At 68.2% G+C, this 23,200-nt stretch carries 24 protein-coding genes; 18 read left to right on the top strand and 6 right to left on the bottom strand.

The features are described 5' to 3' along the window. Positions 1-56: 56 nt before the first annotated feature. Positions 57-1,328 carry an HNH endonuclease signature motif containing protein gene (locus E3T37_RS05670; protein WP_134365839.1) on the bottom strand — a complete coding sequence of 424 codons (1,272 nt, stop codon included), beginning with the start codon at positions 1,326-1,328 and terminating at the stop codon, positions 57-59. Between the two features lie 215 nt (positions 1,329-1,543). On the opposite strand from E3T37_RS05670, the gene lepA reads away from it, so the two are divergent. From lepA to hemW, 3 genes are read left to right on the top strand one after another with little or no spacing between them, the layout of a single operon-like run. Then, positions 1,544-3,397: a translation elongation factor 4 gene (gene lepA, locus E3T37_RS05665; protein WP_134365838.1), complete on the top strand. Its 1,854-nt coding sequence runs from the start codon at positions 1,544-1,546 to the stop codon at positions 3,395-3,397. A 4-nt stretch (positions 3,398-3,401) separates the two neighbouring features. Next, the gene (locus E3T37_RS05660; RefSeq protein WP_134365837.1) at positions 3,402-4,049 is read left to right on the top strand and encodes a DUF1990 family protein; all 648 of its coding nucleotides are present in this window, start codon (positions 3,402-3,404) and stop codon (positions 4,047-4,049) included. Between the two features lie 4 nt (positions 4,050-4,053). After that, positions 4,054-5,280 carry a radical SAM family heme chaperone HemW gene (gene hemW, locus E3T37_RS05655; protein WP_134365836.1) on the top strand — a complete coding sequence of 409 codons (1,227 nt, stop codon included), beginning with the start codon at positions 4,054-4,056 and terminating at the stop codon, positions 5,278-5,280. Between the two features lie 175 nt (positions 5,281-5,455). On the opposite strand, the gene E3T37_RS05650 is transcribed toward hemW, so the two are convergent. From E3T37_RS05650 to E3T37_RS05640, 3 genes are read right to left on the bottom strand one after another with little or no spacing between them, the layout of a single operon-like run. Further along, positions 5,456-5,836 carry a DUF4870 domain-containing protein gene (locus tag E3T37_RS05650; RefSeq protein WP_241975864.1) on the bottom strand — a complete coding sequence of 127 codons (381 nt, stop codon included), beginning with the start codon at positions 5,834-5,836 and terminating at the stop codon, positions 5,456-5,458. A 35-nt stretch (positions 5,837-5,871) separates the two neighbouring features. Next, the gene (locus E3T37_RS17800) at positions 5,872-5,973 is read right to left on the bottom strand and encodes a pentapeptide repeat-containing protein (RefSeq protein WP_370292322.1); all 102 of its coding nucleotides are present in this window, start codon (positions 5,971-5,973) and stop codon (positions 5,872-5,874) included. A 19-nt stretch (positions 5,974-5,992) separates the two neighbouring features. Beyond that, entirely contained in the window at positions 5,993-6,439 is a 447-nt protein-coding gene (locus tag E3T37_RS05640; protein ID WP_134365834.1) for a DUF4870 domain-containing protein, read from the bottom strand. Positions 6,440-6,605: 166 nt separating this feature from the next. Between E3T37_RS05640 and hrcA the strand changes: the two genes are divergently transcribed. The 13 genes from hrcA (at position 6,606) to leuA (ending at position 19,790) form a co-directional block, all read left to right on the top strand. After that, positions 6,606-7,628 carry a heat-inducible transcriptional repressor HrcA gene (gene hrcA / locus E3T37_RS05635; protein WP_134365833.1) on the top strand — a complete coding sequence of 341 codons (1,023 nt, stop codon included), beginning with the start codon at positions 6,606-6,608 and terminating at the stop codon, positions 7,626-7,628. 65 nt (positions 7,629-7,693) lie between these two features. Further along, a complete protein-coding gene (gene dnaJ / locus E3T37_RS05630; RefSeq protein WP_134365832.1) occupies positions 7,694-8,815 on the top strand; it encodes a molecular chaperone DnaJ in 1,122 nt (373 codons plus the stop codon). 6 nt (positions 8,816-8,821) lie between these two features. Continuing rightward, positions 8,822-9,562 carry a 16S rRNA (uracil(1498)-N(3))-methyltransferase gene (locus E3T37_RS05625; protein ID WP_134365831.1) on the top strand — a complete coding sequence of 247 codons (741 nt, stop codon included), beginning with the start codon at positions 8,822-8,824 and terminating at the stop codon, positions 9,560-9,562. Between the two features lie 22 nt (positions 9,563-9,584). Further along, positions 9,585-9,962 carry an HIT domain-containing protein gene (locus E3T37_RS05620; protein WP_134365830.1) on the top strand — a complete coding sequence of 126 codons (378 nt, stop codon included), beginning with the start codon at positions 9,585-9,587 and terminating at the stop codon, positions 9,960-9,962. A 52-nt stretch (positions 9,963-10,014) separates the two neighbouring features. Further along, positions 10,015-11,031, top strand: coding sequence for a PhoH family protein (locus tag E3T37_RS05615; protein ID WP_134365870.1), 1,017 nt, complete (start codon positions 10,015-10,017; stop codon positions 11,029-11,031). Next, entirely contained in the window at positions 11,028-11,495 is a 468-nt protein-coding gene (ybeY, locus tag E3T37_RS05610) for an rRNA maturation RNase YbeY (RefSeq protein WP_134365829.1), read from the top strand. Before E3T37_RS05615 ends, ybeY begins: the two co-directional genes overlap by 4 nt. Further along, entirely contained in the window at positions 11,492-12,811 is a 1,320-nt protein-coding gene (locus E3T37_RS05605; protein WP_134365828.1) for a hemolysin family protein, read from the top strand. Before ybeY ends, E3T37_RS05605 begins: the two co-directional genes overlap by 4 nt. Next, positions 12,804-13,706, top strand: a complete 903-nt coding sequence (gene era / locus E3T37_RS05600; RefSeq protein WP_134365827.1) for a GTPase Era — start codon at positions 12,804-12,806, stop codon at positions 13,704-13,706. Before E3T37_RS05605 ends, era begins: the two co-directional genes overlap by 8 nt. 53 nt (positions 13,707-13,759) lie before the next feature. Further along, complete coding sequence (locus E3T37_RS17615) at positions 13,760-13,885, top strand: hypothetical protein (RefSeq protein ID WP_255572673.1); 126 nt, start codon at positions 13,760-13,762, stop codon at positions 13,883-13,885. Beyond that, entirely contained in the window at positions 13,882-14,010 is a 129-nt protein-coding gene (locus E3T37_RS17795; protein ID WP_160140980.1) for a hypothetical protein, read from the top strand. Before E3T37_RS17615 ends, E3T37_RS17795 begins: the two co-directional genes overlap by 4 nt. A gap of 107 nt (positions 14,011-14,117) precedes the next feature. Further along, entirely contained in the window at positions 14,118-15,371 is a 1,254-nt protein-coding gene (locus E3T37_RS05590) for an esterase family protein (protein ID WP_134365825.1), read from the top strand. After that, a complete protein-coding gene (locus E3T37_RS05585) occupies positions 15,368-17,848 on the top strand; it encodes a bifunctional lysylphosphatidylglycerol flippase/synthetase MprF (protein WP_241981004.1) in 2,481 nt (826 codons plus the stop codon). Before E3T37_RS05590 ends, E3T37_RS05585 begins: the two co-directional genes overlap by 4 nt. A 169-nt stretch (positions 17,849-18,017) precedes the next feature. After that, positions 18,018-19,790 (top strand): 2-isopropylmalate synthase, encoded by a 1,773-nt coding sequence (leuA, locus tag E3T37_RS05580; RefSeq protein WP_134365824.1) that lies wholly within the window; start codon positions 18,018-18,020, stop codon positions 19,788-19,790. Between the two features lie 144 nt (positions 19,791-19,934). On the opposite strand, the gene E3T37_RS05575 is transcribed toward leuA, so the two are convergent. After that, a complete protein-coding gene (locus E3T37_RS05575; RefSeq protein WP_174776185.1) occupies positions 19,935-20,678 on the bottom strand; it encodes a hypothetical protein in 744 nt (247 codons plus the stop codon). A gap of 91 nt (positions 20,679-20,769) precedes the next feature. Continuing rightward, complete coding sequence (locus tag E3T37_RS05570) at positions 20,770-21,471, bottom strand: trimeric intracellular cation channel family protein (protein ID WP_241975862.1); 702 nt, start codon at positions 21,469-21,471, stop codon at positions 20,770-20,772. A gap of 87 nt (positions 21,472-21,558) precedes the next feature. On the opposite strand from E3T37_RS05570, the gene recO reads away from it, so the two are divergent. Then, positions 21,559-22,281 carry a DNA repair protein RecO gene (recO, locus tag E3T37_RS05565; protein WP_134365823.1) on the top strand — a complete coding sequence of 241 codons (723 nt, stop codon included), beginning with the start codon at positions 21,559-21,561 and terminating at the stop codon, positions 22,279-22,281. Then, the gene (locus tag E3T37_RS05560; protein ID WP_134365822.1) at positions 22,278-23,096 is read left to right on the top strand and encodes an isoprenyl transferase; all 819 of its coding nucleotides are present in this window, start codon (positions 22,278-22,280) and stop codon (positions 23,094-23,096) included. The genes recO and E3T37_RS05560 overlap by 4 nt, the downstream gene beginning before the upstream one ends. The last annotated feature ends 104 nt before the right edge of the window (positions 23,097-23,200 follow it).

Genomic DNA, 23,200 nt, shown 5'->3' with positions numbered 1-23,200 from the left:
TGTGCTGAATTTCCGCACATCCACGTTCCGCACATGCACAAACGGTGCCTGTCCGCTCAGAACGGCGCGTCCTCCGGCAGTAGCGGCGGTGCGGTTCCCGGTGGCCCGGTGGGGAGCACCCTGGCCGGCGCGGTGACGAAGTCCCGGCCCGTCGGTGACGTCCAGGTCAGGATGCCGCCCGGCGTCTGGGCCACCTGCCATCGGGTCTCGGATTTCAGGGCGTGGTTGGCCTTGCAGAGGTGGGCGAGGTTGTCGTGCGCGGTCTGGCCGAGAAGATGCCAGTCGTGGGTGTGGTCGAGTTCGGCTCGCCGCGCCGACTTGTTGCAGCCGGGGAAGCGGCAGGTCTCGTCTCGGAGCCGCAGGAAGCGGCGCATCCGTTTGGGAACCTTGTATCTGTCCCGCCCGACCGACAGGACGACGCCCGTCTCCGGGTGGGTGAGCAGCCGGGTGAAGCTCGGCGCCCGCGAGGCCAGGTCCCGGGCCGTGTCCGGATCGATCGGCCCGTAGCCCTCGAGGTGACCGGGTTCCTCGCTGTGTCCGAGGAGCGTCATCACGGAAACGGAAACGGTGACATGGACGGTGGCCCGGACTCCGTCGCCGACCCCGGTCGGGGTGACACCGTTGATGAGCAGGTCGCTGAGTACATCGGTGCGCACCTGGGTGAGGGTGCGCTGCTCGCCCGGACCCAGAAGGCTGACGGCGATGTCGTTGGCCCGGGTGAAGATCGACTGCACGAGCTCGGCCCCGGTGTTCAGATGAAGGGTGGCCATGCCATCGGGTTCGGCCTGCAGCCAGGAGGTGCGTTCCAGGATGGACCGGGCGCGGCGGCTGGTGATGGTCTCGGGGTGCAGGCGTTCCCGCAGCACCCGGGCCGTGTGCTTGAGCTTGGCCACGGTCTGGTTCTGGGCGGCCGGCAGCAGGGCCTGTTCGAAGGCGGGCAGGCCGGGGAGAGGGATCGAGCAGGCCTGCCCGATCAGAGTCTGGGCGTGCCGGTAGCTGATCAGCCCGTCCTCCAGCGCCGCCCGGGTGCCGGGAAGGTTTTCGGTCAGGGCGCGGCTCTCGGCGATCAGGTTGTCCGCGGTGGGCTCGGGCAGGTGCAGCGTCGCGGCGAGCTCGCTGGAGAACTCGCGGCGGGCGATCTCGTCGCGGTCCCAGCGGGAGTGCGGGCCGAGCGGGATCTCCGCGGCGTGGGCTTCGCTGAACCGGCGGGCCTCATCGACGGCGGCGGCTCGCACCGCGTGGTTCCGGGCGATCACCCGGTCGGCCGCCGCGACGGCGTCGAAGAGGAGACCGAGTTGCTTCTGGGTGGTGCCGACCGAAGTGGACATGACAGCAGGCTAGGTGCAGCCACCGACAGTCCTGACTAAAGCGCACGCCTGACGGGGCGGATGGCGCTCCTTCCTGAACGAATTCGACGGAGATTCTGACCGAAACCGCTCGGAACGCACCGAAAAAGGTTTGCGACAAGAGAATCTCCGTCGAATTGGTTCGCCGGTGCCGGGCGAAACCGGGAACCAGCCAGCTATGGGAGAATTGCCAGACCATGTCACCGAGACCCCTCACGGCGCTTGAACCGGCCGCCACCCCGCCCGAGTTCATCCGTAACTTCTGCATCATTGCCCACATCGACCACGGCAAGTCCACCCTGGCCGACCGGATGCTGCAGATCACCGGCGTCGTCGACGACCGGTCGATGCGCGCCCAATACCTGGACCGGATGGATATCGAGCGCGAGCGCGGCATCACCATCAAGAGCCAGGCCGTGCGCATGCCGTGGGAGCTCGACGGCCAGACCTACGCCCTGAACATGATCGACACCCCCGGCCACGTGGACTTCACCTACGAGGTGTCCCGCAGCCTGGCCGCGTGCGAGGGAGCCATCCTCCTCGTCGACGCCGCGCAGGGGATCGAGGCCCAGACCCTGGCCAACCTGTACCTGGCGCTGGAGAACGACCTCACGATCATCCCGGTGCTGAACAAGATCGACCTGCCGGCCGCCGACCCCGACAAGTACGCGAAGGAGCTCGCCAGCCTGATCGGCGGCAGCCCCGACGACGTGCTCCGGGTCTCCGGCAAGACCGGCGTGGGCGTCGCGGAACTGCTCGACCGGGCCACCAGCCTCATCCCCGCCCCGGTCGGCGACCCCAACGCCGCGGCCCGCGCGATGATCTTCGACTCGGTCTACGACAGCTACCGCGGCGTCGTCACCTACGTGCGCATGATCGACGGCAAGCTCAATCCGCGCGAGAAGATCCAGATGATGTCGACCCGTGCGACGCACGAGATCCTCGAGATCGGCGTCACCTCGCCCGAACCGACGGTCAGCAAGGGACTCGGCGTCGGCGAGGTCGGCTACCTGATCACCGGCGTGAAGGACGTGCGCCAGTCGAAGGTCGGCGATACGGTCACCACGGCCCTCCGGCCCGCCACGGTGGCTCTGCCCGGCTACACCGAGCCCAAGCCCATGGTGTACTCGGGCCTGTACCCGATCGACGGCAGCGACTACCCGGCCCTGCGGGAGGCCCTCGACAAGCTCAAGCTTTCCGACGCGTCCCTGGTCTACGAGCCCGAGACATCCGTCGCCCTCGGTTTTGGGTTTCGTTGCGGTTTCCTCGGCCTGCTGCACCTTGAAATCATCACCGAGCGGCTCGACCGCGAATTCGGGCTCGACCTGATCACCACCGCGCCCAGCGTGATCTACGAGGTCACCACCGACGACAAGAAGACCGTCACGGTCACCAATCCGAGCGAGTTCCCGAACGGCAAGATCGCCAAGGTCGAGGAACCGATCGTGAAGGCCGCCATCCTCGCCCCCAAGGACTACGTCGGCGTGATCATGGAACTCTGCCAGAGCCGCCGCGGCACCCTCCTCGGCATGGACTACCTCGGTGAGGACCGGGTCGAGATCCGTTACACGATGCCCCTCGGCGAGATCGTGTTCGACTTCTTCGACAACCTCAAGAGCCGCACCGCCGGCTACGGATCCCTCGACTACGAGCCGATCGGCTCGCAGGAGGCCGACCTGGTCAAGGTCGACATCCTGCTGCAGGGCGAACAGGTCGACGCGTTCAGCGCGATCGTGCACCGCGACAAGGCCTACGACTACGGGGTCCTGATGACCGGACGCCTCCGGAAGCTCATCCCCAGGCAGCAGTTCGACGTGCCCATCCAGGCCGCGATCGGCGCCCGCATCATCGCCCGCGAATCCATCAGCGCCATCCGCAAGGACGTTCTCGCCAAGTGCTACGGCGGCGATATCTCCCGCAAGCGCAAGCTGCTCGAGAAGCAGAAAGAGGGCAAGAAGCGCATGAAGATGGTCGGCCGGGTCGAGGTGCCGCAGGAGGCCTTCATCGCCGCACTGTCCGGCGACGAGCCCGCCAAGAAAGAGAAGAAGTAAACGGATGCGCCGCGCCACCTTCACCGACACCGCCGTCACCTACGCGTCCATCGGCGGCACCCTCGCGCCCGACCTTCTCCGGTACCCGCCCAAGGGCTACCGGCCGATCGTGCGCAGCGTTCGTCTCGGCAGCGGCGCGGACCGCTTCCAGCTGGCCTCGAAGTCACTGATGACCTGGGGCCTGCAGCGGGGCAGCGGCATGACCGTGACCGATCTGCAGGGCGGCACGGGCGAGCAGTACACCGGGTTGGTCTTCGGCGCCGACGGGCAGGCCGTCCGCGACCAGAAGCAGCCCGCCGACGAGGCCACGTTCGCTGAGGACGGCACCCCGTACATCGTCAACGGCATGTCCGCGCACCTCTCGGTCAAGGTCGGCCCGTTCACCATCGACGCCCCGGTGCGCGTGGTCTACGTGGTCGACGAGCCCGACCAGGTCGGCTTCGCCTACGGCACCATGGCCGGGCACCCGGAGAGCGGCGAGGAGTCCTTCATCGTCGACCACCGGGAGGACGACTCCGTCTGGCTCACCATCCGGGCTTTTTCCCGCCCCAGCACCTGGTTCTACCGCTTGGGCGCGCCGGTGCTGCGGCTGCAGCAGGCGAAGTTCACGAAGCGCTACCTGCGGGCGCTGCACCCGATCGGCGGGGCATAGGCCCGTGGGCAGTGCCCTTCCCCTCGGCGACCCCGCACCCCGCGACGGCCTGCTGCCGGCCACTGCCGCGCACCGGGCCGCGGACCGCGACTTCGGCGTCTACCTGCACGTGCCCTTCTGCCGGGTGCGCTGCGGCTACTGCGACTTCAACACCTACACCGCCACCGAGCTGAGGGGCGCGTCCCAAAATGACTACGCCGGCCAGGCGATCAGCGAGGTCGAGGCGGCCGGCGGCATCCTCGAGGCATCCGGCGTGCCCGCGCGCCCGGCGGCGACCGTCTTCTTCGGCGGAGGCACCCCGACCCTGCTCCCGGCCGCCGACCTGATCCGGATGCTGCAGGCCGTGCGTTCCACCTGGGGCCTGGCCCCGGGGGCCGAGGTGACCACGGAGGCGAACCCCGACTCCGTTGATGCCGCCTACCTCGCCACCCTCGCCGACGCCGGCTTCACCCGGGTGTCCTTCGGCATGCAGTCCGCCGTGCCGAGCGTGCTCGCCACCCTGGAACGCACCCATGATCCCGAGCGGGTGCCGCTCGTCGTGCAGTGGGCCCGCGACGCCGACCTCGACGTGTCCCTGGACCTGATCTACGGCACACCGGGGGAGACCCTGCTCGACTGGCGCACCAGCCTCGAACACGCCATCGCGCTGGCCCCCACCCACATCAGCGCCTACTCCCTGATCGTCGAGGAAGGCACCAAACTGGCCCGCCAGATCAAACGCGGCGAGCTGGTGCCGGTCGACGAGGACATGCAGGCCGAGTTCTACGAACTGGCCGACGAACTACTCGCCGCCGCCGGGTACGGCTGGTACGAGGTCAGCAACTGGGCCACGGATGACGCGGACCGCTCCCGGCACAACCTCGCCTACTGGCGCAGCCAGGACTGGTGGGGCGTCGGGCCGGGCGCCCACAGCCACATCGGCGGGGTGCGCTGGTGGAACGTCAAGCATCCGTCGGCGTACGCCGACCGCATCCGGGCCGGGGATTCACCGGCGGCCGGGCGCGAAACCCTGGACGCGGCGACCCGCGAAGTGGAACGGGTGCTGCTGCGCACCCGCATCCGTGAGGGCATCCGGATCGACACGCTCACCCCGCTCGGGCGCCGGGAGGTTGCCGGACTGATCGCCGACGAACTGATCGACGCCCGGGCCGCCCTCGGCGGAACGGTCGAGTTGACCCTGCGGGGACGCCTGCTGGCGGATGCGGTCGTGCGCCGCCTCCTCGCCGACTGACGGGCGCACCCACTGCCGCGCTGACGGGCGCACCCACTGCCCTCAGCCCGTCCTGGAACCAATTCGACGGAGATTTTGCCGGAATCGGGGCCGAACAGCCCGCATCCGTGTTTTTAAATCAAAATCTCCGTCGAATTGGCTCGGGGAGACCAGTGTCTGCCGCTAGTGACTGGCCCTAGTTGACGAACTTGATCGTCAACGGGTAGGTGTAGTACTCGCCCTTGTTGGCGGCGAGGGCGGCCATGATGCCGAACACGATGTTCAGGATGCCCGCTGCGGCGAGAATGAGGAACCCGACCAGGATGATGGTCAGGAGCCCCCCGACGGTGTACGCGATCAACAACGTGATCTGGAAGTTCAGCGCCGTGGCCGTGTGCGCCCGGATGAACGGGCCGCGATCCTTGAGCACGATGTAGCCGATCAGGGCGGGCAGGAAATTGAACAGGATCCCGCCGATGTGGATCAGGGTGGCCCACAGTTTCTCGTCGGCGGGGTTCATCTGGCTCGCGGCCTGGTACTGGCCGGCGGGCGGTTGCGGTGGGGTGGACTCGGACATTCGTGCTCCTTCTGACTGTTCTGGCTGGTGCCGGGCTACGGGATCAAGCGGCTACCGATCAAGCGGCTACCGATCAAGCGGCTACCGATCAAGCGGCTACCGATCAAGCGGCTACCGATCAAGCGGCTACCGATCAAGCGGTTACCGATCAAGCGGCTACTTGATCAAGTGAAGGGCGTAGGGGTACTGGTAGTGCGTTCCCTCCCTGGCCTTCTGGAATCCGAGGATGGAGAGGACGACCCCGACGATGTAGAGCGCCCAGGCGAGGATGCCGATGACGCCCCCGAGGCCGAAGGTGAGGAAGCCGATCACGTTGGCGACCAAGTTGATGGCGAAATAACCGATCAGGAGCGTGATCTGAAAGTTGAGCGCTTCCTTCGCCTCGACGTTGGTGAAGCGGCCGCGGTCCTTGAAGACCAGCCAGATAATGAGTGACGGCGCAAAGCTCAGGATGCCGCCGAGGTGCGCGAGGGACGCCCACTGCCGGTCTTCCGCCTCCGTCAGGGGTGCCGCAGCGGTCGGAGCAGCGGGCTGGTACGGAGGCTGCGGCGGCCGCTGTCCCCAGTTCGAATCGTCGGGTGTTGGCTCAGTGGAATTGCTCATGATCGTGCCTTTCGATGCACAGGGGGGACGCTTGTTACATGCCTAAGGTACTGCCGTCAATCATGCGGGAGCAATGGGGAACCACAGCCGGTCGCGGTATGATTGGCAGTCTCATACGAAGAGTGCCAGTGCACTGCGCTCAGGATGAACGGGAGGAGGCGACAACATGGTGTCTGACCGCGGCCTCGAAGTTCTGCGCGTGATCGTTCAAGACTACGTCGCCTCCCGCGAGCCGGTCGGCTCCAAATCGATCGTCGACCGGCACTCTTTCGGAGTTTCGGCGGCCACGATCCGCAACGACATGGCCCTCCTCGAAGAGGAAGAGTTGATCGCGGCCCCGCACACCTCGTCCGGCCGCATCCCGACCGACAAGGGCTACCGCCTCTTCGTCGACCACCTGGCCGACCTGCGTCCGCTGTCCGCGGCGCAGCGCCAGGCGATCGAGACCTTCCTCGGCCAGTCCGCTGACCTCGACGAGGTTCTGGCGCGAAGCGTGCGCCTGCTCTCCCACCTGACCCACCAGGTGGCCCTGGTGCAGTATCCCTCGCTGTCCCGCGCGAAGGTGCGCCACGTCGAATTGGTGCCCCTGTCCGAGACGCGCCTGCTCTCGGTGCTGATCACGGATGCCGGCCGGGTCGAGCAACGCATCGTGGACCTGCCCCGGCAGCTCGACGAGCCCGTTCTGGCCGAACTCCGCACCCGCCTGAACCACGCCCTGGTCGGACTCAGCATGAGCGAGGCCGCCGCCGCCCTGACCGGAGCCGGCGTGCTCGGACCGTTCGAGCAGCAGGAAGCCGTCGACCTGATCACCGGAACCCTGCACGACCAGGTCGGGGCCAACCGGCAGGACCGGCTGGTGATGGCCGGGGCGGCCAACCTCGTCCGCACCGAGGAAGACTTCACCGGCAGCATCTACCCGGTGCTCGAGGCCATCGAGGAGCAGGTCGTGCTGCTGCGCCTGTTCGGTGAGATGGCCACCGACCAGCACGGTGTGTCCGTCAGCATCGGCCGGGAGAACGCGCCGTTCGGGCTGGCCGAGACATCCGTTCTCACCAGCGGCTACTCGTCGCAGGGTGGCAACCTGGCCCGCCTCGGCGTGCTCGGCCCGACCCGGATGGACTACTCCAACAACATGGCGGCCGTGCGCGCGGTCGCCCGCTACCTTTCACGCCTACTCGGCGAGAATTGACCAGTTCCCCGGGCCGAGAAGCCGGGGGAGCACCACGTATCAGAACATATCGAGGAGAGCCAGCTTTGGCTGACCATTACGAAGTACTCGGCGTTGCACGCGACGCCACCACCGACGAGATCAAGAAGGCGTACCGCAAGCTCGCCCGGCAGCTGCACCCCGACGTGAACCCGGGCGCGGACGCGTCGGAGCGGTTCAAATCCGTGACGCACGCCTACGACGTGCTGAGCGACGCGAAGCAGCGCGACAACTACGACCGCGGCGGGAACGGCCGCTCCGGCGGCGGCAACGGGTACGCCGACGCCAACTTCGGCAACTTCGGGGACATCTTCGAGACCTTCTTCGGCGGAGGCGGAGGCGGCGGCACCCGCGGCCCGAGGTCCCGCCGGGAGCGCGGCCAGGATGCACTGGTCCGGGTCGAACTCGACCTCGACGAGGTCATCTTCGGCACCCACCGTGAGCTCGAGGTGGACACCGCCATCGTCTGCACCAGCTGCAGCGGCACCTGCTGCCAGCCGGGCACGTCGCCCGTCACCTGCGACATCTGCCACGGCACCGGCAACATCCAGCGTGCCGTCCGGTCGCTGCTGGGCAACGTCATGACCAACAGCCCCTGCGGTTCCTGCCGCGGCTACGGCACGATCATCGCGACCCCCTGCGTCACCTGCCAGGGCCAGGGCCGCGTGCGCGCGCGCCGCACGGTGCCCGTCGACATCCCGGCCGGCGTCGACACCGGGCTGCGCCTGCAGATGCCCGGCAGCGGCGAGGCCGGCCCGGCCGGCGGCCCCAACGGCGACCTGTACCTCGAGATGAAGGTGCGCCACCACGACGTCTTCAGCCGCGACGGCGACGACCTGCTCGCCACCCTCGAGGTGCCGATGACGGATGCGATCCTGGGCACCACCGCCACGGTGAAGGCCCTCGACGGGGACATCGAGGTCGAGATCAAGCCCGGTATGCAGAGCGCGGAGGTCATCACGATCAAGGAGCGCGGGGTGACTCGCCTGCGCGGGAACGGGCGCGGCGACCTGAAGATCGGCGTGCACGTGACCACCCCGACGCGCCTGGACCACAAGGAACGCGAACTGATCGAAGCGTTCGCGGCCCGGCACAAGGCCCCCGCGCCGGCGCTCAGCGCCTTCCAGCAGGGCTTGTTCGCCAAGCTCCGCGATCGGTTCCGCGGCTAGGCGTCCATGGCACACTTCTTCATCGATGAGGCCCTCCGGGCCTCGGACTGCACGGTCGGGGGCGTCGTCGGCATCGGCGGCGCCGAGGCGCGGCACGCGGTCACCGTCAGCCGGGTTCGCCCGGGAGAGCACCTGCAGATCGGAAACGGCGCGGGGCTGATGCTCGGCGCCACCGTGGTCGGCGCTGAGGCGTCCCTGCTCACCCTGCGGGTGGACACGGTGACCGTCAGCGCGCCGCCGACCCCGCGCATCCGCCTGGTCCAGGCTCTCGCCAAGGGTGACCGGGACGAGTTGGCCGTGCAAGCGGCCACGGAACTCGGCATCGACGGGGTGATCCCGTGGGCCGCCTCGCGCTCGGTGACCCGCTGGGAGGGCGCCAAGATCGCCAAGGGCCGGGACCGCTGGTCGAGCATCGTGCGTGAGGCGTCCAAGCAGTCGATCCGGGCCTGGCTGCCCGCGGTCGGTGACCTGGCGAGCACGAAGACGCTGGCGACCCTGGCCGGCTCCACCCGCATGCTGCTGCTGGAGCCCACCGCGACCGAACGCCTCACCTCGCAGGCCGCACCGACCGACGACCGCGACATCCTGCTCGTGGTCGGCCCCGAAGGCGGCATCTCGCCCGCGGAACTCACCCTGCTCGAGCAGGCCGGGGCCACCCGGGTGCGACTCGGCGACAACGTGCTGCGCACATCCACCGCCGGGCCGGCCGCCCTGGCGATCCTGAACGCGACGCTCGGCCGCTGGTAGCCGGGAAGCTTAAGATAGAGACATGTCTTCCACCGGTGCAGAACCGTCCATTTTCAGCCGCATCGCCGCGCGCGAGATCCCGGCGACGATCGTCGCGGAAACCGACCGGATCATCGCCTTCAACGACATCGCGCCCCAGGCCCCGGTGCACATCGTCATCACGCCCAAGACCGGCGAATACCGCAACGTGGTCGAACTGGCGGCCGGCGACCCCGGACTGCTGGCCGAACTCGTGGCCGTGGCCGACGCACTCGCGGCCGACCTCGCCGACGGGCAGTTCCGTCTCGTCTTCAACACCGGGGCGGCGGCCGGTCAGACCGTCTTCCACGTCCACGCCCATCTCCTGGCCCAGCAGCCCGGGGATCCAGCACTCGGGGAGGGATCGCTTGGGTTCCGCTGACTCCCACGAGCCCGGCCGGGCCGAGGTCCGCGTCCAGGTCGACGGCATCGCTATGGTGCGTTTGCTGGGTGCGCAGGATCGCCTTCTCGCCACCATCGAGAAGGAGCACCCGGGCGTCACCGTGCACGTGCGCGGCAACGAGATCACCCTCTCCGGTGAGGCGGGCCCGGTCGAGGCGGCGCGCTTGCTGATCGAGGAACTCCTGGTCATGATCCGCTCGGGCCGGGACCTGGCCGAGTCCGAGGTGAGCACGTCGGCACGGATGCTCGGAGAAGACAGCAGCACGAGTCCGTCCGAGCGCCTCGGCCCGGCACTCCTGACCTCCCGGGGCCGCAGCATCCGTGCCAAGACGATCGGGCAGAAACGCTACGTCGACGCCATCGACACCGACACGATCGTGTTCGGCATCGGGCCGGCCGGGACCGGCAAGACCTACCTCGCGATGGCCAAGGCCGTGCAGGCGCTGCAGCGCAAGGAGGTCGACCGGATCATCCTCACCCGCCCCGCCGTCGAGGCCGGGGAACGCCTCGGCTTCCTGCCCGGCAGCCTGACCGAGAAGATCGACCCGTACCTGCGGCCCCTCTACGACGCCCTCAACGAGATGATGGACCCGGAGCTCGTCCCCAAACTGCTGGCCGCCGGAACCATCGAGGTGGCCCCGCTGGCGTACATGCGCGGGCGCACGCTCAACTCCTCCTTCGTCGTCCTCGACGAGGCGCAGAACACCACGCCGGAGCAGATGAAGATGTTCCTGACCCGGCTGGGCTTCGGTTCCAAGATGGTCGTCACCGGCGACATCACCCAGATCGACCTGCCGGCCGGATCGAGCGGGCTCCGGCTCGTCAGCCGCGTGCTCGAAGGCGTCGACGAGATCGCCTTCGTGCGCCTGACCAGCGACGACGTGGTGCGCCACTCTCTGGTCGGCCGCATCGTCGACGCGTGGACCGAATACGACGCCCAGAAGCAGGCCCTGCGCTACGAGACCGAGCAGGCGCACGAATTCGCCAACCGCGGGCCGGGCCGCCCCAACACCCCCCGTGACCGCCTTCCGAAACGGAGACCTTCTTGAGCATCGAAATCAACAACGAATCGGCCATCCCGGTCGATGAGGCCGCCATCCTCCGCCTGGCGGCGTACGCGCTGGACTCCATGCACGTGCACCCGGATGCCGAGCTGGCGATCGTGCTCGTCGACGAGGGCGCCATGGAACAGCTGCACGTGCAGTGGATGGACGAGCCGGGGCCGACCGACGTGCTCAGCTTCCCGATGGACGAACTGCGCCCGGGCACCGAAGACGCCGAAACGCCGCCTGGACTGCTCGGCGACATCGTGCTCTGCCCGCAGGTCGCGCAGGCCCAGGCCGAGACCGCCGGCCACAGCACCCTCGAAGAACTGTTCCTGCTGACCACCCACGGCACCCTGCACCTCCTCGGGTTCGACCACGCCGAGCCGGCCGAAGAGAAGGAGATGTTCGGCATCCAGCGGGACATCCTGATCGGCTTCGCCCTGCAGGAACGCCTCCGCAACCGATGATCGTCGGGTGGTTTCTCGCGGCAGCCATCGTGCTGGTCGCCTTCGGCGGCCTGATGGCCGCCGTGGACGCCGCCGTCACGGTGCAGTCCAGGGCCGACATCGCCGAGCTGGCCGAGAAATCACGGGCGAAGAGGTCCCTGACGGCGATCGCCGCCGACACCGGGGCGCACCTGAACACGATCAGCTTCGTGCGGATCATCGCCGAGACCACGGCGGCCGTGCTCGTGACCCTCGTGTTCGCGACCACCATCGAGCAGCTGTGGCTCGCCCTGCTCCTCTCGTCCCTGCTGATGACCGCGGTGTCCTTCGTGCTGGTCGGGGCGAGCCCGCGCAGCGTCGGGCGGGCGCACCCCACCGGGCTGCTCCGGGCGACGGCGCCGCTGGTGCACTTCCTCCGCGTGCTGCTCGGGCCGATCGCGAACGCGCTCGTGGCGCTCGGCAACCGGGTCACCCCCGGCCGCACCCGGCTCGCCACGTTCACCTCGGAGGACCAGCTGCTGAGCATGGTCGACGAGGCCACCGAGCTCGACGTGCTCGAGGAGGAAGACCGCGAGCTGATCCACTCAATCTTCGAGTTCAACGAGACCGTGGTGCGTGAGGTGATGATTCCGCGCACCGACATGGTCACCATCGAGGCGGATTCCTCGCTCGGCGCGGCCATGGGCCTGTTCCTGAGCAAGGGGTTCTCGCGCGTGCCCGTCATCGACGGTGAGGTCGACGACGTCACGGGCATCCTCTATCTTCGCGATGTGGCCCGGCTCGTCTACGAACGCCCCCCGAACGTGGAGAGCCTGACCGTCCGTGAACTGGAACGGCCCGCGGTGTTCGTACCGGAATCGAAAAAGGCCGACGCCCTGCTGCGGCAGATGCAGTTGGAGTCGAACCACCTCGCGATGGTCGTCGACGAGTATGGTGGGATCGCCGGACTGGTCACCCTCGAAGACCTGATCGAGGAACTCGTCGGGGACATCTCCGACGAATACGACCGTGACGTCGTCGAGGTCGAAGACCTCGGCCACGGCCGGTTCCGGGTGAGCGCCCGGCTGCCGGTCGATGAGCTCGGCGAGCTGTTCGACCTGGAGCTCGACGACGACGAGGTCGACTCGGTGGGCGGACTTCTGGCCAAGGCGCTCGGACGGTTGCCGGTGGCCGGGTCGGTCGCCTCCACCAGCGGGCTGGTCCTCACCGCGGAACGCACAGAGGGCCGCCGCAAGCGCATCAGCACCGTGCTGGTGGAACGAGACCAAGCGTTGATTGATGCACAGACCGCATTCCTCGGGGTGTCGGACGATGAGAGAGTGAATGGTCATGACTAAAGAAGATGGATTCCGCGCGGGCTTCGTGTCGTTTGTGGGACGCCCCAACGTGGGAAAGTCCACCCTGACGAATGCGCTGGTGGGGGAGAAGGTCGCCATCACGTCCTCGAAGCCGCAGACCACCAGGCGAGCAATCCGCGGGATCGTGCACCAGAAGAACGGTCAGCTGATCCTGGTCGACACCCCCGGCATCCACAAGCCGCGCACCCTGCTCGGGGAGCGTCTGAACAGCCTGGTGCAGTCCACCCTCGCCGGCGTGGACGTGGTGGGCCTGTGCATCCCGGCGAACGAGCCGATCGGCCCGGGCGACCGTTTCATCAACGAGCAGCTCGACAACTTCCCCCGGGCCCGCAAGGTGGCCATCGTGACCAAGATCGACACGTCCTCCAAGACGAGTGTCGCCAACCAGCTCCTCGCCGTCTCCGAGCTGCGCGACTGGGAAGCGATCGTGCCGATCTCGGCCACCAGCCGCATCCAGCTCGACATCCTCAGCGCCGAGCTGCTGCGGCTGCTTCCGCTTTCGGATGCGCCGCTCTACCCGGCCGACGCGGTCACCGACGAGAGCCTCGAGTCGCGCATCTCCGAGTACATCCGCGAGGCGGCGCTCGAGGGCGTCACCGACGAGCTGCCGCACTCGATCGCCGTGACCATCGACGACATCATCGAGCGCGACGACCAGGAACTGGTCGAGGTCTACGCGAACCTGTTTGTCGAACGGGACAGCCAGAAGGGCATCATCATCGGCAAGTCGGGCAGCCGGTTGAAGGATGTCGGCATGCGCGCCCGCAAGCAGATCGAGCCCCTCGTCGGCAAACGGGTCTTCCTGTCGCTGCGGGTCAAGGTCGCTAAGGAATGGCAGCGCGACCCGAAACAGCTGGGCCGCCTCGGCTTCTAGCCGGCCCGTCCGCCGCGGGCTGATGCTCGTGCTCGCGCCCGCACCGCGGCGGGATGCTGGTGCCGGTCACCATCTACGCCTCCATGACCACGGCCATGGCGATCACCGTGACCCCGTGCTCCGCCCCGGTCGCGGTCGGTGCCGCCCTGTCCTGGTCTCCGATTCCCTGCTGGCGTTGAACAAATTCGTACCGGACGCGGGAATCTGGGAGAGCGGCTTCCTAGTCATGCTCAGCTACATCGCGGCCCAGTGCCTCATCGTCCTCGGCGTCGCCCGGGCTGGCGAGTCTGAATGCCAGCCGTAAATTCTCTGTAACGACGGCGGCGGTTCCTGAAGTGTCCTTCAGAACCGGTCTCCCGCGTGCCACTTCGCCGTGGTCGGTGTGAGAGTGGGTGGCGGAGGATTCGCATCATGACCGATCTGCTCGACACCAGTCTCCTGGCCGGCCCGTTCCTCCTCGGGCTGTACGCGCTGACCGGTGTCGTCGTCGTGGTGCTGGCACTGCGCCGCCTGAGCATCCGTCGTGCGCTCGTCTTCCTCGCGGGCGTTGCCGCCGCCGCCGTGTCCGGTTGGGTGCTGGTCTGGCTGCTCAGCGACGTCTGGGATGTCTTCGGAGTGTCCATGTCCCTGCCGACCCGCGTGTGGGTGACCGCCCTCTTCGCCGCGCTCGTGCTCGCCGTCACCAACCTCATCGGCAGCACCCGATGGCGTCGCACGGTCGCCGTCGCCGCCATTCCCCTGATCCTGCTGTGCACGGCCGCGGGAATCAACGCCGAATTCGGCGAGTACCCCACCCTCCGGATTGCCCTGGGGCTCCCGCTCTACGGCTCGCTCGACCTGATGCAGCGGGCGCCGGTCGGGTCCACCGGCGGCGCGATCGGAAAGGTCACCATCCCGGCATCCACCTCCGGCTTCGCAGCGCGGCCCGCATTCGTGTACCTGCCCGCCGCGGCCCTGGTCGACCGGCCGCCGATCCTGCCCGTCGTGGAGATGCTCTCCGGGCAGCCGGGGAGCCCGTCGGACGTTTTCACCTCCGACCGGCTCGCCGAAATCCTCGACGCCTACGCGGCCGCGCACCACGGCCTCACGCCGATCATCGTCGTGCCCGACCAACTGGGCGCCCCGGACAGGAACCCGATGTGTGTCGACTCCCCGCTCGGCAACGCCGCCACCTATTTGACGGTCGACGTGCCGGCCTGGATCCGGTCGCACCTGGCGGTGGCGGCCGCGCCGACCGGCTGGGCCATCGCCGGTTTCTCCCAGGGCGGCACCTGCTCGATCCAGCTCGGAGCCGCGCACCCGGAGCTGTACGGCACGATCTTCGACATATCGGGCGAAATAGCGCCGAAGTCCGGCAGCCCGGACCACACCATCCAGATCGGGTTCGACGGCAGCGCGGCGGCCTACGCCGCCGCGGCGCCGACCGCCATCCTGGCCGCGCACGCCCCCTACGCGGCGCTCCACATCATCTTCGCCGTCGGCGCCGACGACGCCCGCTACCTGGCCTGGGCGCACACCCTCGAGACCGCAGCGCGCCGGGCGGGCGCGACCACGGAACTCATCGTGTCACCGGGCACGGCACACGATTGGCACACGGTCATCTACGCCTGGACACGCGCGCTCCCGGTCATCGCGACAACCACCGGATTACCGGCCTCACCGTGACAGGCCTGCGGCGCCTGGTGGCCGGGCAGCCCCTGGCCATGGGGTACGCGCTGCTGCTGCTGGCGGCCCTCGTCACGGGGCCGCTCACCGGACCGTCGCCCGCCCTGAGGGGGATCCTCGGCACCGGGTACGAATCGGTGGTCGAAAACGGCCACTGGTGGAGCCCCCTCACCTCCGTCTTCTTCGTCGACAACGCCGCAGAAGTCGTCCTGGCGCTCTTCGCCGCGGTCGTCGTGCTCGGCCAGGCCGAACGGCTGATGGGCGGCGTCCGCACCGCGATCGCGTTCGTCGTCACGGCCGTCCTTGGTGCCGGCCTCGGCATCCTCGGGCAGAGTCTCGGCGTCGCCGGCGGCGAGTTCTGGTCCCGACGGGTGAGCGAACTCTGGTCGCTCGACCCCTTCACTCCGATCGTGGGAACCATCATGGCCGCCAGCTTCTACGCCGGACCGCTGTGGCGCCGCCGCATCCGCGTGTTCACAATCTCGGGCGCGCTGGTCCTCCTGCTGTACTCCGGCCAGCCCTCGGATGTCTACCGTCTGATCGCTGCCCTCGTCGGTCTCGGCCTCGGGGCGGCCTTCCGCCCGCGGCCGATCGACCTCACCTGGCGGCGCAGCTCACACCATGAGACCCGCACGCTCCTCGCCGCGGTCGTGGGAGTGCTCGCGGTCGGACCGCTCATCACCATCTTCTCCGGCGCCCGGTTCGGGGTGCTGGCGCCGCTCGGCCTCCTGCTCACTCAGGACGTGCCGGCGGCCGGCGACGTCGTCGACCGGTGCCTGCTGGGCGACATCACCCGGCAGTGCGTGCACGAGCTCACCCTGGAACGGGTCGGCGGCGTCGGGCCCGTCCTGGTCAGCCTGCTCCCTTTGGTCACCCTGCTCGTCGCCGCCTACGGCCTCGCCAGGGGACGGCGCTTCGGCGCCTGGCTCGCGATCGTCGTCAACGCCGCAATGGCTGTGCTCGGCGCCTGGTACTACGGGCTCCTGCCGATCTCCGGCCAGCCGTACGTGTGGCGGTGGCACCCCCTGCGCTACTGGGAAGTCGCACTCGTGCTCGTGGTTTCCGTGCTCGTGCCGGTCGCGACGGCGATCCTGATCGCCGCGAACCTCCGGCGATTCCCCGTGCGCAGCCGTCCGGGCGTGCGTCGGCGCTTCGCGCTCTCGATCGTGGCGGGTTTCCTCGCACTGGCCTCGCTTTACGTCACCGGCGGCTGGCTGTTGCGCGACCGTTTCCGCCCCACGGTGACCCTGCTGGATCTCGTGACGGATGTCCCGGAGCGGTTCATTCCGGTCGGCTTCCTCCGCCTGGAGCGGCTCTCCTTCCTCCCGACGGACTGGGTAACGACCGCGCTCTACCAGTGGGTGGGCCCCGCGTTCTGGATCATCGTGATCGTCGGCGCCATCCAGGGCATCCGCAGCAGCGGGTCCGGGGGCGGGAACGACCAGGCCAGGCTGCGGAAGTTACTCATCCGCGGCGGCGGAGGCGGGTCCCTGGCCTTCATGACCACCTGGGACGGCAACTCGATCTGGTTCAGCCCGTCCGGAACGACGGCCATCGCCTACCGGGTGTTCAACGGCGTTGCGATCACCACGACGGAACCGGTCGGCCCCATCGAAGACGGCGCCCAGGCGATCGCGGACTTCGCCACGATGTGCGACGACAACGGCTGGGTGCCCGTCTTCTACAGCCTCCACGACCACTGGCAGCCCACCTTCGCCGGAATGGGCTGGCGGTCCATGGGCATCGGGGAGGAGACCATCCTGCGGCCGCGCACCTGGGACACGAGGGGCAAGAAGTGGCAAGACATCCGCTCGTCAATCAACCGGGCCGACCGCGCCGGGGTGCGGGCGGAATGGACGGACTATCGCAGCCTGACCCTGCTGCAGGCCGTGCAGATCTCCGAGATCTCGGAACAGTGGGTGCAGGAGAAGGAGCTGCCGGAACTCGATTTCACCCTCGGCGGACTCGATGAGCTCCGTGACCCGGCGGTGCGACTGATGCTGGCGATCGACGCCGATGACCACGTGCACGCCGTGACCAGCTGGCTGCCGAGCTACCGCGACGGGGTCGTCATCGGCTGGACGCTGGACTTCATGCGCCGCCGACCGGACAGCATGAACGGGGTGATGGAATTCCTGATCGCGCAGACGGCACAGACGATGAGCGAACGACCCGAGATCGAGTTCCTCAGCCTGTCCGCGGCCCCGTTGGCCCGCACCGGGGGAGGAGCGGGCGACGAGCGGGACGGCAGCCTGGCGGCACGGGTGGTGAACTTCCTCGGCCGAGCGCTGGAGCCGGTCTACGGCTTCCAGTCCCTGCTGGCGTTCAAACGCAAGTTCCAGCCCGAGTTCCACCCCCTGTTCATGGCCTACCCGGATCCGGTCGCGCTGCCGACCATCGGGCTGGCTCTCGCCCGCGCCTACCTGCCGTCGCTGTCCATGCGGGAGGCCGTTGCCTTCGCCCGCAGCCTCGGCTGAAACCCTCGCTGCCGAGAATGCAATCACGCGAGCCGGGAATCGGTGCTAAATTAACAGAATGCATGCCGGTGTGCTCCTCCTTAGCTGCCGCGACGAGTCCTAATCTGAGGCCTCCCTCGTCGCGGAGTTTGTCGTTGGCTGACCACCATTCGCGAGGAGATGAAGGATCATGAAGAACAATCAGACCGCATCGGCGATGCCGATCCACAAATACCGCCCGTACCACGAGCAGTTCCGGGTCAACCTGCCCGACCGCACCTGGCCGTCCAGGCACATCGAGCAGGCGCCGCGCTGGTGCGCCGTCGACCTGCGCGACGGCAACCAGGCCCTGATCGACCCGATGAGCCCCGAGCGCAAGCGCATCATGTTCGACATGCTCGTGCGCATGGGCTACAAGGAAATCGAGGTCGGGTTCCCCTCGGCGAGCCAGACCGACTTCGATTTCGTGCGCAGCCTGATCGACGAGGACGCCATCCCGGACGACGTCACCATCCAAGTGCTCACCCAGGCGCGTGAACACCTGATCCGTCGCACCTACGAGTCGATCGCGGGCGCGAAGCAGGCCATCGTGCACCTGTACAACTCCACCAGCATCCTGCAGCGCGAGGTGGTGTTCCGTGAAGACAAGCAGGGCATCATCGACATCGCCCTGTTCGGTGCCCGCACCTGCCGCGCGATGGAAGCCACGATCCCGGGCACCACCGTCTACTACGAATACTCCCCGGAGAGCTACACCGGCACCGAGCTCGAGTTCGCCGTCGACGTCTGCAACCAGGTACTCGAAATCCTCGAGCCGACGCCGGAGCGCAAGGTCATCATCAACCTGCCGGCCACGGTGGAGATGGCCACGCCCAACGTCTACGCCGACTCGATCGAGTGGATGGGCCGGCACCTCGCCCACCGCGAGAACGTGCTGATCAGCCTGCACCCGCACAACGACCGCGGCACCGCGATCGCCGCCGCCGAGCTGGGCTACCTGGCCGGCGCCGACCGCATCGAAGGCTGCCTGTTCGGCAACGGGGAGCGCACCGGCAACGTCGACCTGGTCGCCCTCGGCGTGAACCTGTTCACGCAGGGAATCGACCCGCAGATCGACTTCAGCAACATCGACGAAGTCAAGCGCACCGCCGAGTACTGCAACCAGCTGCCGGTGCCCGAGCGCAGCCCCTGGGCCGGCGACCTCGTCTTCACGGCGTTCAGCGGGTCGCACCAGGACGCCATCAAGAAGGGCTTCGAGGCGATGGCCGCGGATGCCGCAGCCACCGGCCGCTCCGTCGACGACCTGGTCTGGGCCGTGCCGTACCTGCCGATCGACCCGAAGGACCTCGGCCGCAGCTACGAGGCCGTCATCCGGGTCAACTCCCAGTCCGGCAAGGGCGGGGTCGCGTACCTGCTGAAGACCGACCACGCCCTCGACCTGCCACGCAAGCTGCAGATCGAATTCTCGGGCGTCGTGCAGTCCAAGACCGACCAGGAAGGCGGCGAGGTCACCAGCGAACAGATCTGGGAGATCTTCAACGACGAGTACCTGCCGGCCAGCCACACCACCCCCGACGCCAAATGGGGCCGCTTCGAGCTGCATTCCACGCGCACGTCGAGCGATCTCTCCGGCACGGTCGACCTGTCGGTGGACCTGCGGGACGACGACACCGTGTCCAGCGCCGTCGGCTCGGGCAACGGCCCGATCGCCGCGTTCCTCGGCGTGATGGCCGAGCGCGGCATCGCGATCACCCTCTACGACTACGTGGAGCACGCCATGTCGGCCGGCGGCGACGCCCTCGCCGCCGCGTACGTCGAACTGGACGTCAACGGCAAACGGTTCTGGGGCGTCGGCATCGACGCGGACATCTCGACCGCGTCGCTCAAGTCCGTCGTGTCCGCAGTGAACCGCGGCATCCGCTCCGAAGCCGCCAACCGCGCCCTGGCCGAGGTCAGCGTCTAGTCCGACCCGGTCCGACCCCGTCCACCCGGGTAGGCCCGAGGCCCGGGCACACCGAAAACGCCGTTCCGTCCGAGAATCGCCGCCAGTCGGCGGCCCTCGGGCGGAACGGCGTTCTTCGTCCGCGGTTGCGCGGTGCGGCGGCTGCTAGACGTGCGCGGTGTGCGTACGCACCGGCTCTGTGCGCACCGGGTTCGCCTGAGCCACCGGCTCCCCGTGGAGCATCTTCTCCGCCGACCGGGTCGGGGCCAGCACGGCCGTGCAATCCTCGATCGCCCCGGACAGAAGCGCGTAGAGCTGGCCGTCCGGATCGGGCGTGCAGGCCTCCGCGATGCCCTGCACCGAGACCCGGATGATGGTCTCCGCGGTGCGGTCCGTGAACTTGCTTCGCGTCCAGGAGCCCATGGAGGAGATGAACTCCCGCGCCCAGCGTTCGGTTTCCGGTGCGGAGTCGAACGCCGTCCGGATCCGGCCGGCGATGTCGTCGCTGAGTTCGCCGTCGGTGTGGGTCAGGTGTCGCTCGCAGTTGAGGATCCCCACCGCCAGCGCGCGCTGGTGGTCGGCGCTCGTGACCGGCAGGGCGGAGGCGGCAGCGCGGAGGGCGATCAGCAGGCGAACCTGCGGATTGTCGCCGTTCAGCCCGATCACCGACGGGATCAGGGGAACCAGGCGTGCCCGGGTGGTGTCCGAGGTGCAGTCGTTCACCATTCTCGCCAGGGAGGCGAGCAGAGGATGGGTGCAGGCCGGATGGTCCGTCCACGACTCGCCCGCGAGATAGGACGCGAACTCCATGAAACAGGCGCCCGAGCGCGGGTTCCGGTGTTTGCCTCGGGACAGCACCGGCATCAGGTCCGGCATCGATTCGGGCGGGTTGCCCTTGAACTTGTTCATGAGGATCCTCCAAACAATGTGAGTTCTTCTCATTAGTCTCACCCCGGATCGGGTGAAAGGCGAGAGCGGAATTCGTCGTGAGGGGGGATTGTCAGATGCCGCGATTGCGGCCCCGGCGGAAGGCGACCACGTTCTCGCGTCGTCTCCACCGGGGCCAACTGCCGATCGCCCGCTGCTGCGGCAGGCTCCAGCCGTAGCGGGCGGCGAGTACCCGGATGACCGTGGTCACGATGACGCAGCTGATCCCGGCGATGGTGATCGGAACCTGCAACAGGAACAGCACCACCAGGAGTCCGCTGCCCGCCCCGGCGGCCACCGCGTAGAACGAGCCGACGTGCATGACTGCGATGGGAACGTTCAGCATCATGTCGCGCAGGGCCGACCCGCCCACGGCCGTGACGACCCCCACGAACAGGGCGGGCACCTCCGGCAAGCCGGCGGCGAGCGCCTTGCTGGTGCCCAGGGCACCGAACAGGCCGATGGTGACGGCGTCCAGGGCGATGATGAACGGGCCGAGGCGGTTGAACAGACTCTGCAGCAGCATTCCGAGCAGGGCGGCTCCGGCGGCCACGGGCAGGTACCAGTTGCTCTGCAGCGCCGCCGGCACCCCGTCGAGGAGGATGTCGCGGAGCAGCCCGCCGCCCAGGCCCACGGTGACTCCGATCAGGGCGATCCCGAGCAGGTCGAAACGCCGATCCGTGAAACGCCCCGCGAACATGGCGCCCTGAATGGCGCCGATGGCGACGGCGGCGAGGTCGAGCCAGAGCGGGATGAAGAAAGACGTGGAGGGCACCCCTAATGAAACCACTGAAAGCCCCCGCCCGGCGCGGCGGCCGGCCGCTCGGCCGCGCGCGTGGCTTCCAGGTGGGAGAATCGACGGGTGCCTGTATATCGTGATGAAGCCGTCGTGCTGCGCACCCAGAAGCTGGGTGAAGCCGACCGGATCGTCACCATGCTCACGAGGCAGCACGGCAAGGTGCGCGCGGTCGCCAAGGGCGTGCGTCGCACCGCCTCCAAATTCGGGGCCAGGCTCGAACCGTTCATGGTCGCCGACGTGCAGCTTTACGAGGGTCGAACCCTCGACATCATCACCCAGGCCGAATCGCTGGGTTCCTACGGCGCCCTGATCGCCGACGACTACCCGAGCTACACCGCCGCCAGCGCCATGGTCGAGACGGCCGACAAACTGACCGAGGCGGAGGGGTCCCTGCAGCAGTACCTGCTGCTCGTCGGCGCTCTCCGATCCCTCTCCCGCCGGGAGCACGGGGCCGGCCTCACCCTCGACTCCTACCTGCTGCGCGCCCTGTCGATGGCCGGCTGGGCGCCCAGCTTCGAGGACTGCTCCCGGTGCGGCGCCAAGGGCAGCCACTCTGCCGTGGTCGTGCAGGTCGGCGGGATCGTCTGCGACGACTGCGCCGCCCCCGGCTCGCCGAGGCTCGACCCGGCCACGATCGCACTGCTCGCCTCCCTTCTCACGGGCGACTGGGAGCACGCACAATCAACCCCGGACCAGACCAGAGCCCAGGCCACCGGAATCGTCGCCGCGTATACGCAGTGGCATCTCGGGCGCGGCCTCCGATCCTTGGAGCACGTCAGTCGATGATCCCCAACCCCTTCGGCCAGAAGCCGTTCACCCACAAGGACGCGGTGGCTTACAAGCCCCTCGACTGGACCGGCCTGTATCCGCCGGCGCTGCCCGCGAAGGCCGTGCCCGAGCATGTGGCCGTCGTCATGGACGGCAACGGCCGGTGGGCCAACGCCCGCGGACTCCCGCGAGTGGAGGGACACAAGGCGGGGGAGGGAGCGCTGCTCGACGTCGTCGCCGGCGCCATCCAGATCGGGGTCAAGCACCTGAGCGTCTACGCCTTCTCCACCGAGAACTGGAAACGTTCACCCGATGAGGTGCGCTTCCTGATGGGGTTCAACCGGGACGTTCTGCACCGCCGGCGGGACCAGCTCAATGAGTGGGGCGTGCGGGTGCGGTGGGCCGGGCGCAAGCCCCGGCTCTGGGCATCCGTCATCACCGAACTGCAGTACGCCGAGCGTCTCACCGCCGGCAACGACGTGCTCACCCTGACCATGTGCGTGAACTACGGCGGGCGCACCGAGATTGCGGATGCTGTGCGCGCGCTGGCCGAGGACGTCGCCGCGGGCAGGCTGAAGCCCTCCGGCATCACCGAGAAGGCCATTCAGAGGCACCTGTACACCGCCGACCTGCCCGACGTCGACCTGTTCGTGCGCAGCTCGGGGGAGCAGCGCACCAGCAACTTCATGCTCTGGCAGAGCGCCTACGCGGAGATGGTCTTCCTGGACACGCTCTGGCCGGACTTCAGCCGCGTCGACCTGTGGCGGGCGGTGGAACTCTACGCGTCCCGAAACCGCCGGTACGGTGGCGCCGTGGACGCCCCCACCCCCTAGTAGTTCTTAGTTAGGTTGGGCGTGTCGGCTGTTAATCGTCGCTGGAATCTGTTAATTTTCAGGCGTGAATCCTGATGAACTCACCGAGACCAAAGCCGAGTTGG

It is taken from the genome of Cryobacterium sp. TMT2-10 (genome assembly GCF_004403075.1).
GTDB classification, from domain to species: Bacteria; Actinomycetota; Actinomycetes; order Actinomycetales; family Microbacteriaceae; genus Cryobacterium; species Cryobacterium shii.
The sequence above is the reverse complement of the archived record's forward strand: the minus strand, read 5'-3'. Positions and strand labels throughout refer to the sequence as shown.

Coding starts and splice junctions, on each gene's coding strand:
- E3T37_RS05670 (WP_134365839.1), bottom strand. CDS start 1,328: ATGTCCACTTCGGTCGGCACCACCCAGAAGCAACTCGGTCTCCTCTTC.
- lepA (WP_134365838.1), top strand. CDS start 1,544: ATGTCACCGAGACCCCTCACGGCGCTTGAACCGGCCGCCACCCCGCCC.
- E3T37_RS05660 (WP_134365837.1), top strand. CDS start 3,402: ATGCGCCGCGCCACCTTCACCGACACCGCCGTCACCTACGCGTCCATC.
- E3T37_RS05650 (WP_241975864.1), bottom strand. CDS start 5,836: ATGTCCGAGTCCACCCCACCGCAACCGCCCGCCGGCCAGTACCAGGCC.
- E3T37_RS05640 (WP_134365834.1), bottom strand. CDS start 6,439: ATGAGCAATTCCACTGAGCCAACACCCGACGATTCGAACTGGGGACAG.
- hrcA (WP_134365833.1), top strand. CDS start 6,606: ATGGTGTCTGACCGCGGCCTCGAAGTTCTGCGCGTGATCGTTCAAGAC.
- E3T37_RS05625 (WP_134365831.1), top strand. CDS start 8,822: ATGGCACACTTCTTCATCGATGAGGCCCTCCGGGCCTCGGACTGCACG.
- E3T37_RS05620 (WP_134365830.1), top strand. CDS start 9,585: ATGTCTTCCACCGGTGCAGAACCGTCCATTTTCAGCCGCATCGCCGCG.
- E3T37_RS05615 (WP_134365870.1), top strand. CDS start 10,015: ATGGTGCGTTTGCTGGGTGCGCAGGATCGCCTTCTCGCCACCATCGAG.
- E3T37_RS05605 (WP_134365828.1), top strand. CDS start 11,492: ATGATCGTCGGGTGGTTTCTCGCGGCAGCCATCGTGCTGGTCGCCTTC.
- era (WP_134365827.1), top strand. CDS start 12,804: ATGACTAAAGAAGATGGATTCCGCGCGGGCTTCGTGTCGTTTGTGGGA.
- E3T37_RS17615 (WP_255572673.1), top strand. CDS start 13,760: ATGCTGGTGCCGGTCACCATCTACGCCTCCATGACCACGGCCATGGCG.
- E3T37_RS05590 (WP_134365825.1), top strand. CDS start 14,118: ATGACCGATCTGCTCGACACCAGTCTCCTGGCCGGCCCGTTCCTCCTC.
- leuA (WP_134365824.1), top strand. CDS start 18,018: ATGAAGAACAATCAGACCGCATCGGCGATGCCGATCCACAAATACCGC.
- E3T37_RS05575 (WP_174776185.1), bottom strand. CDS start 20,678: ATGAACAAGTTCAAGGGCAACCCGCCCGAATCGATGCCGGACCTGATG.
- E3T37_RS05560 (WP_134365822.1), top strand. CDS start 22,278: ATGATCCCCAACCCCTTCGGCCAGAAGCCGTTCACCCACAAGGACGCG.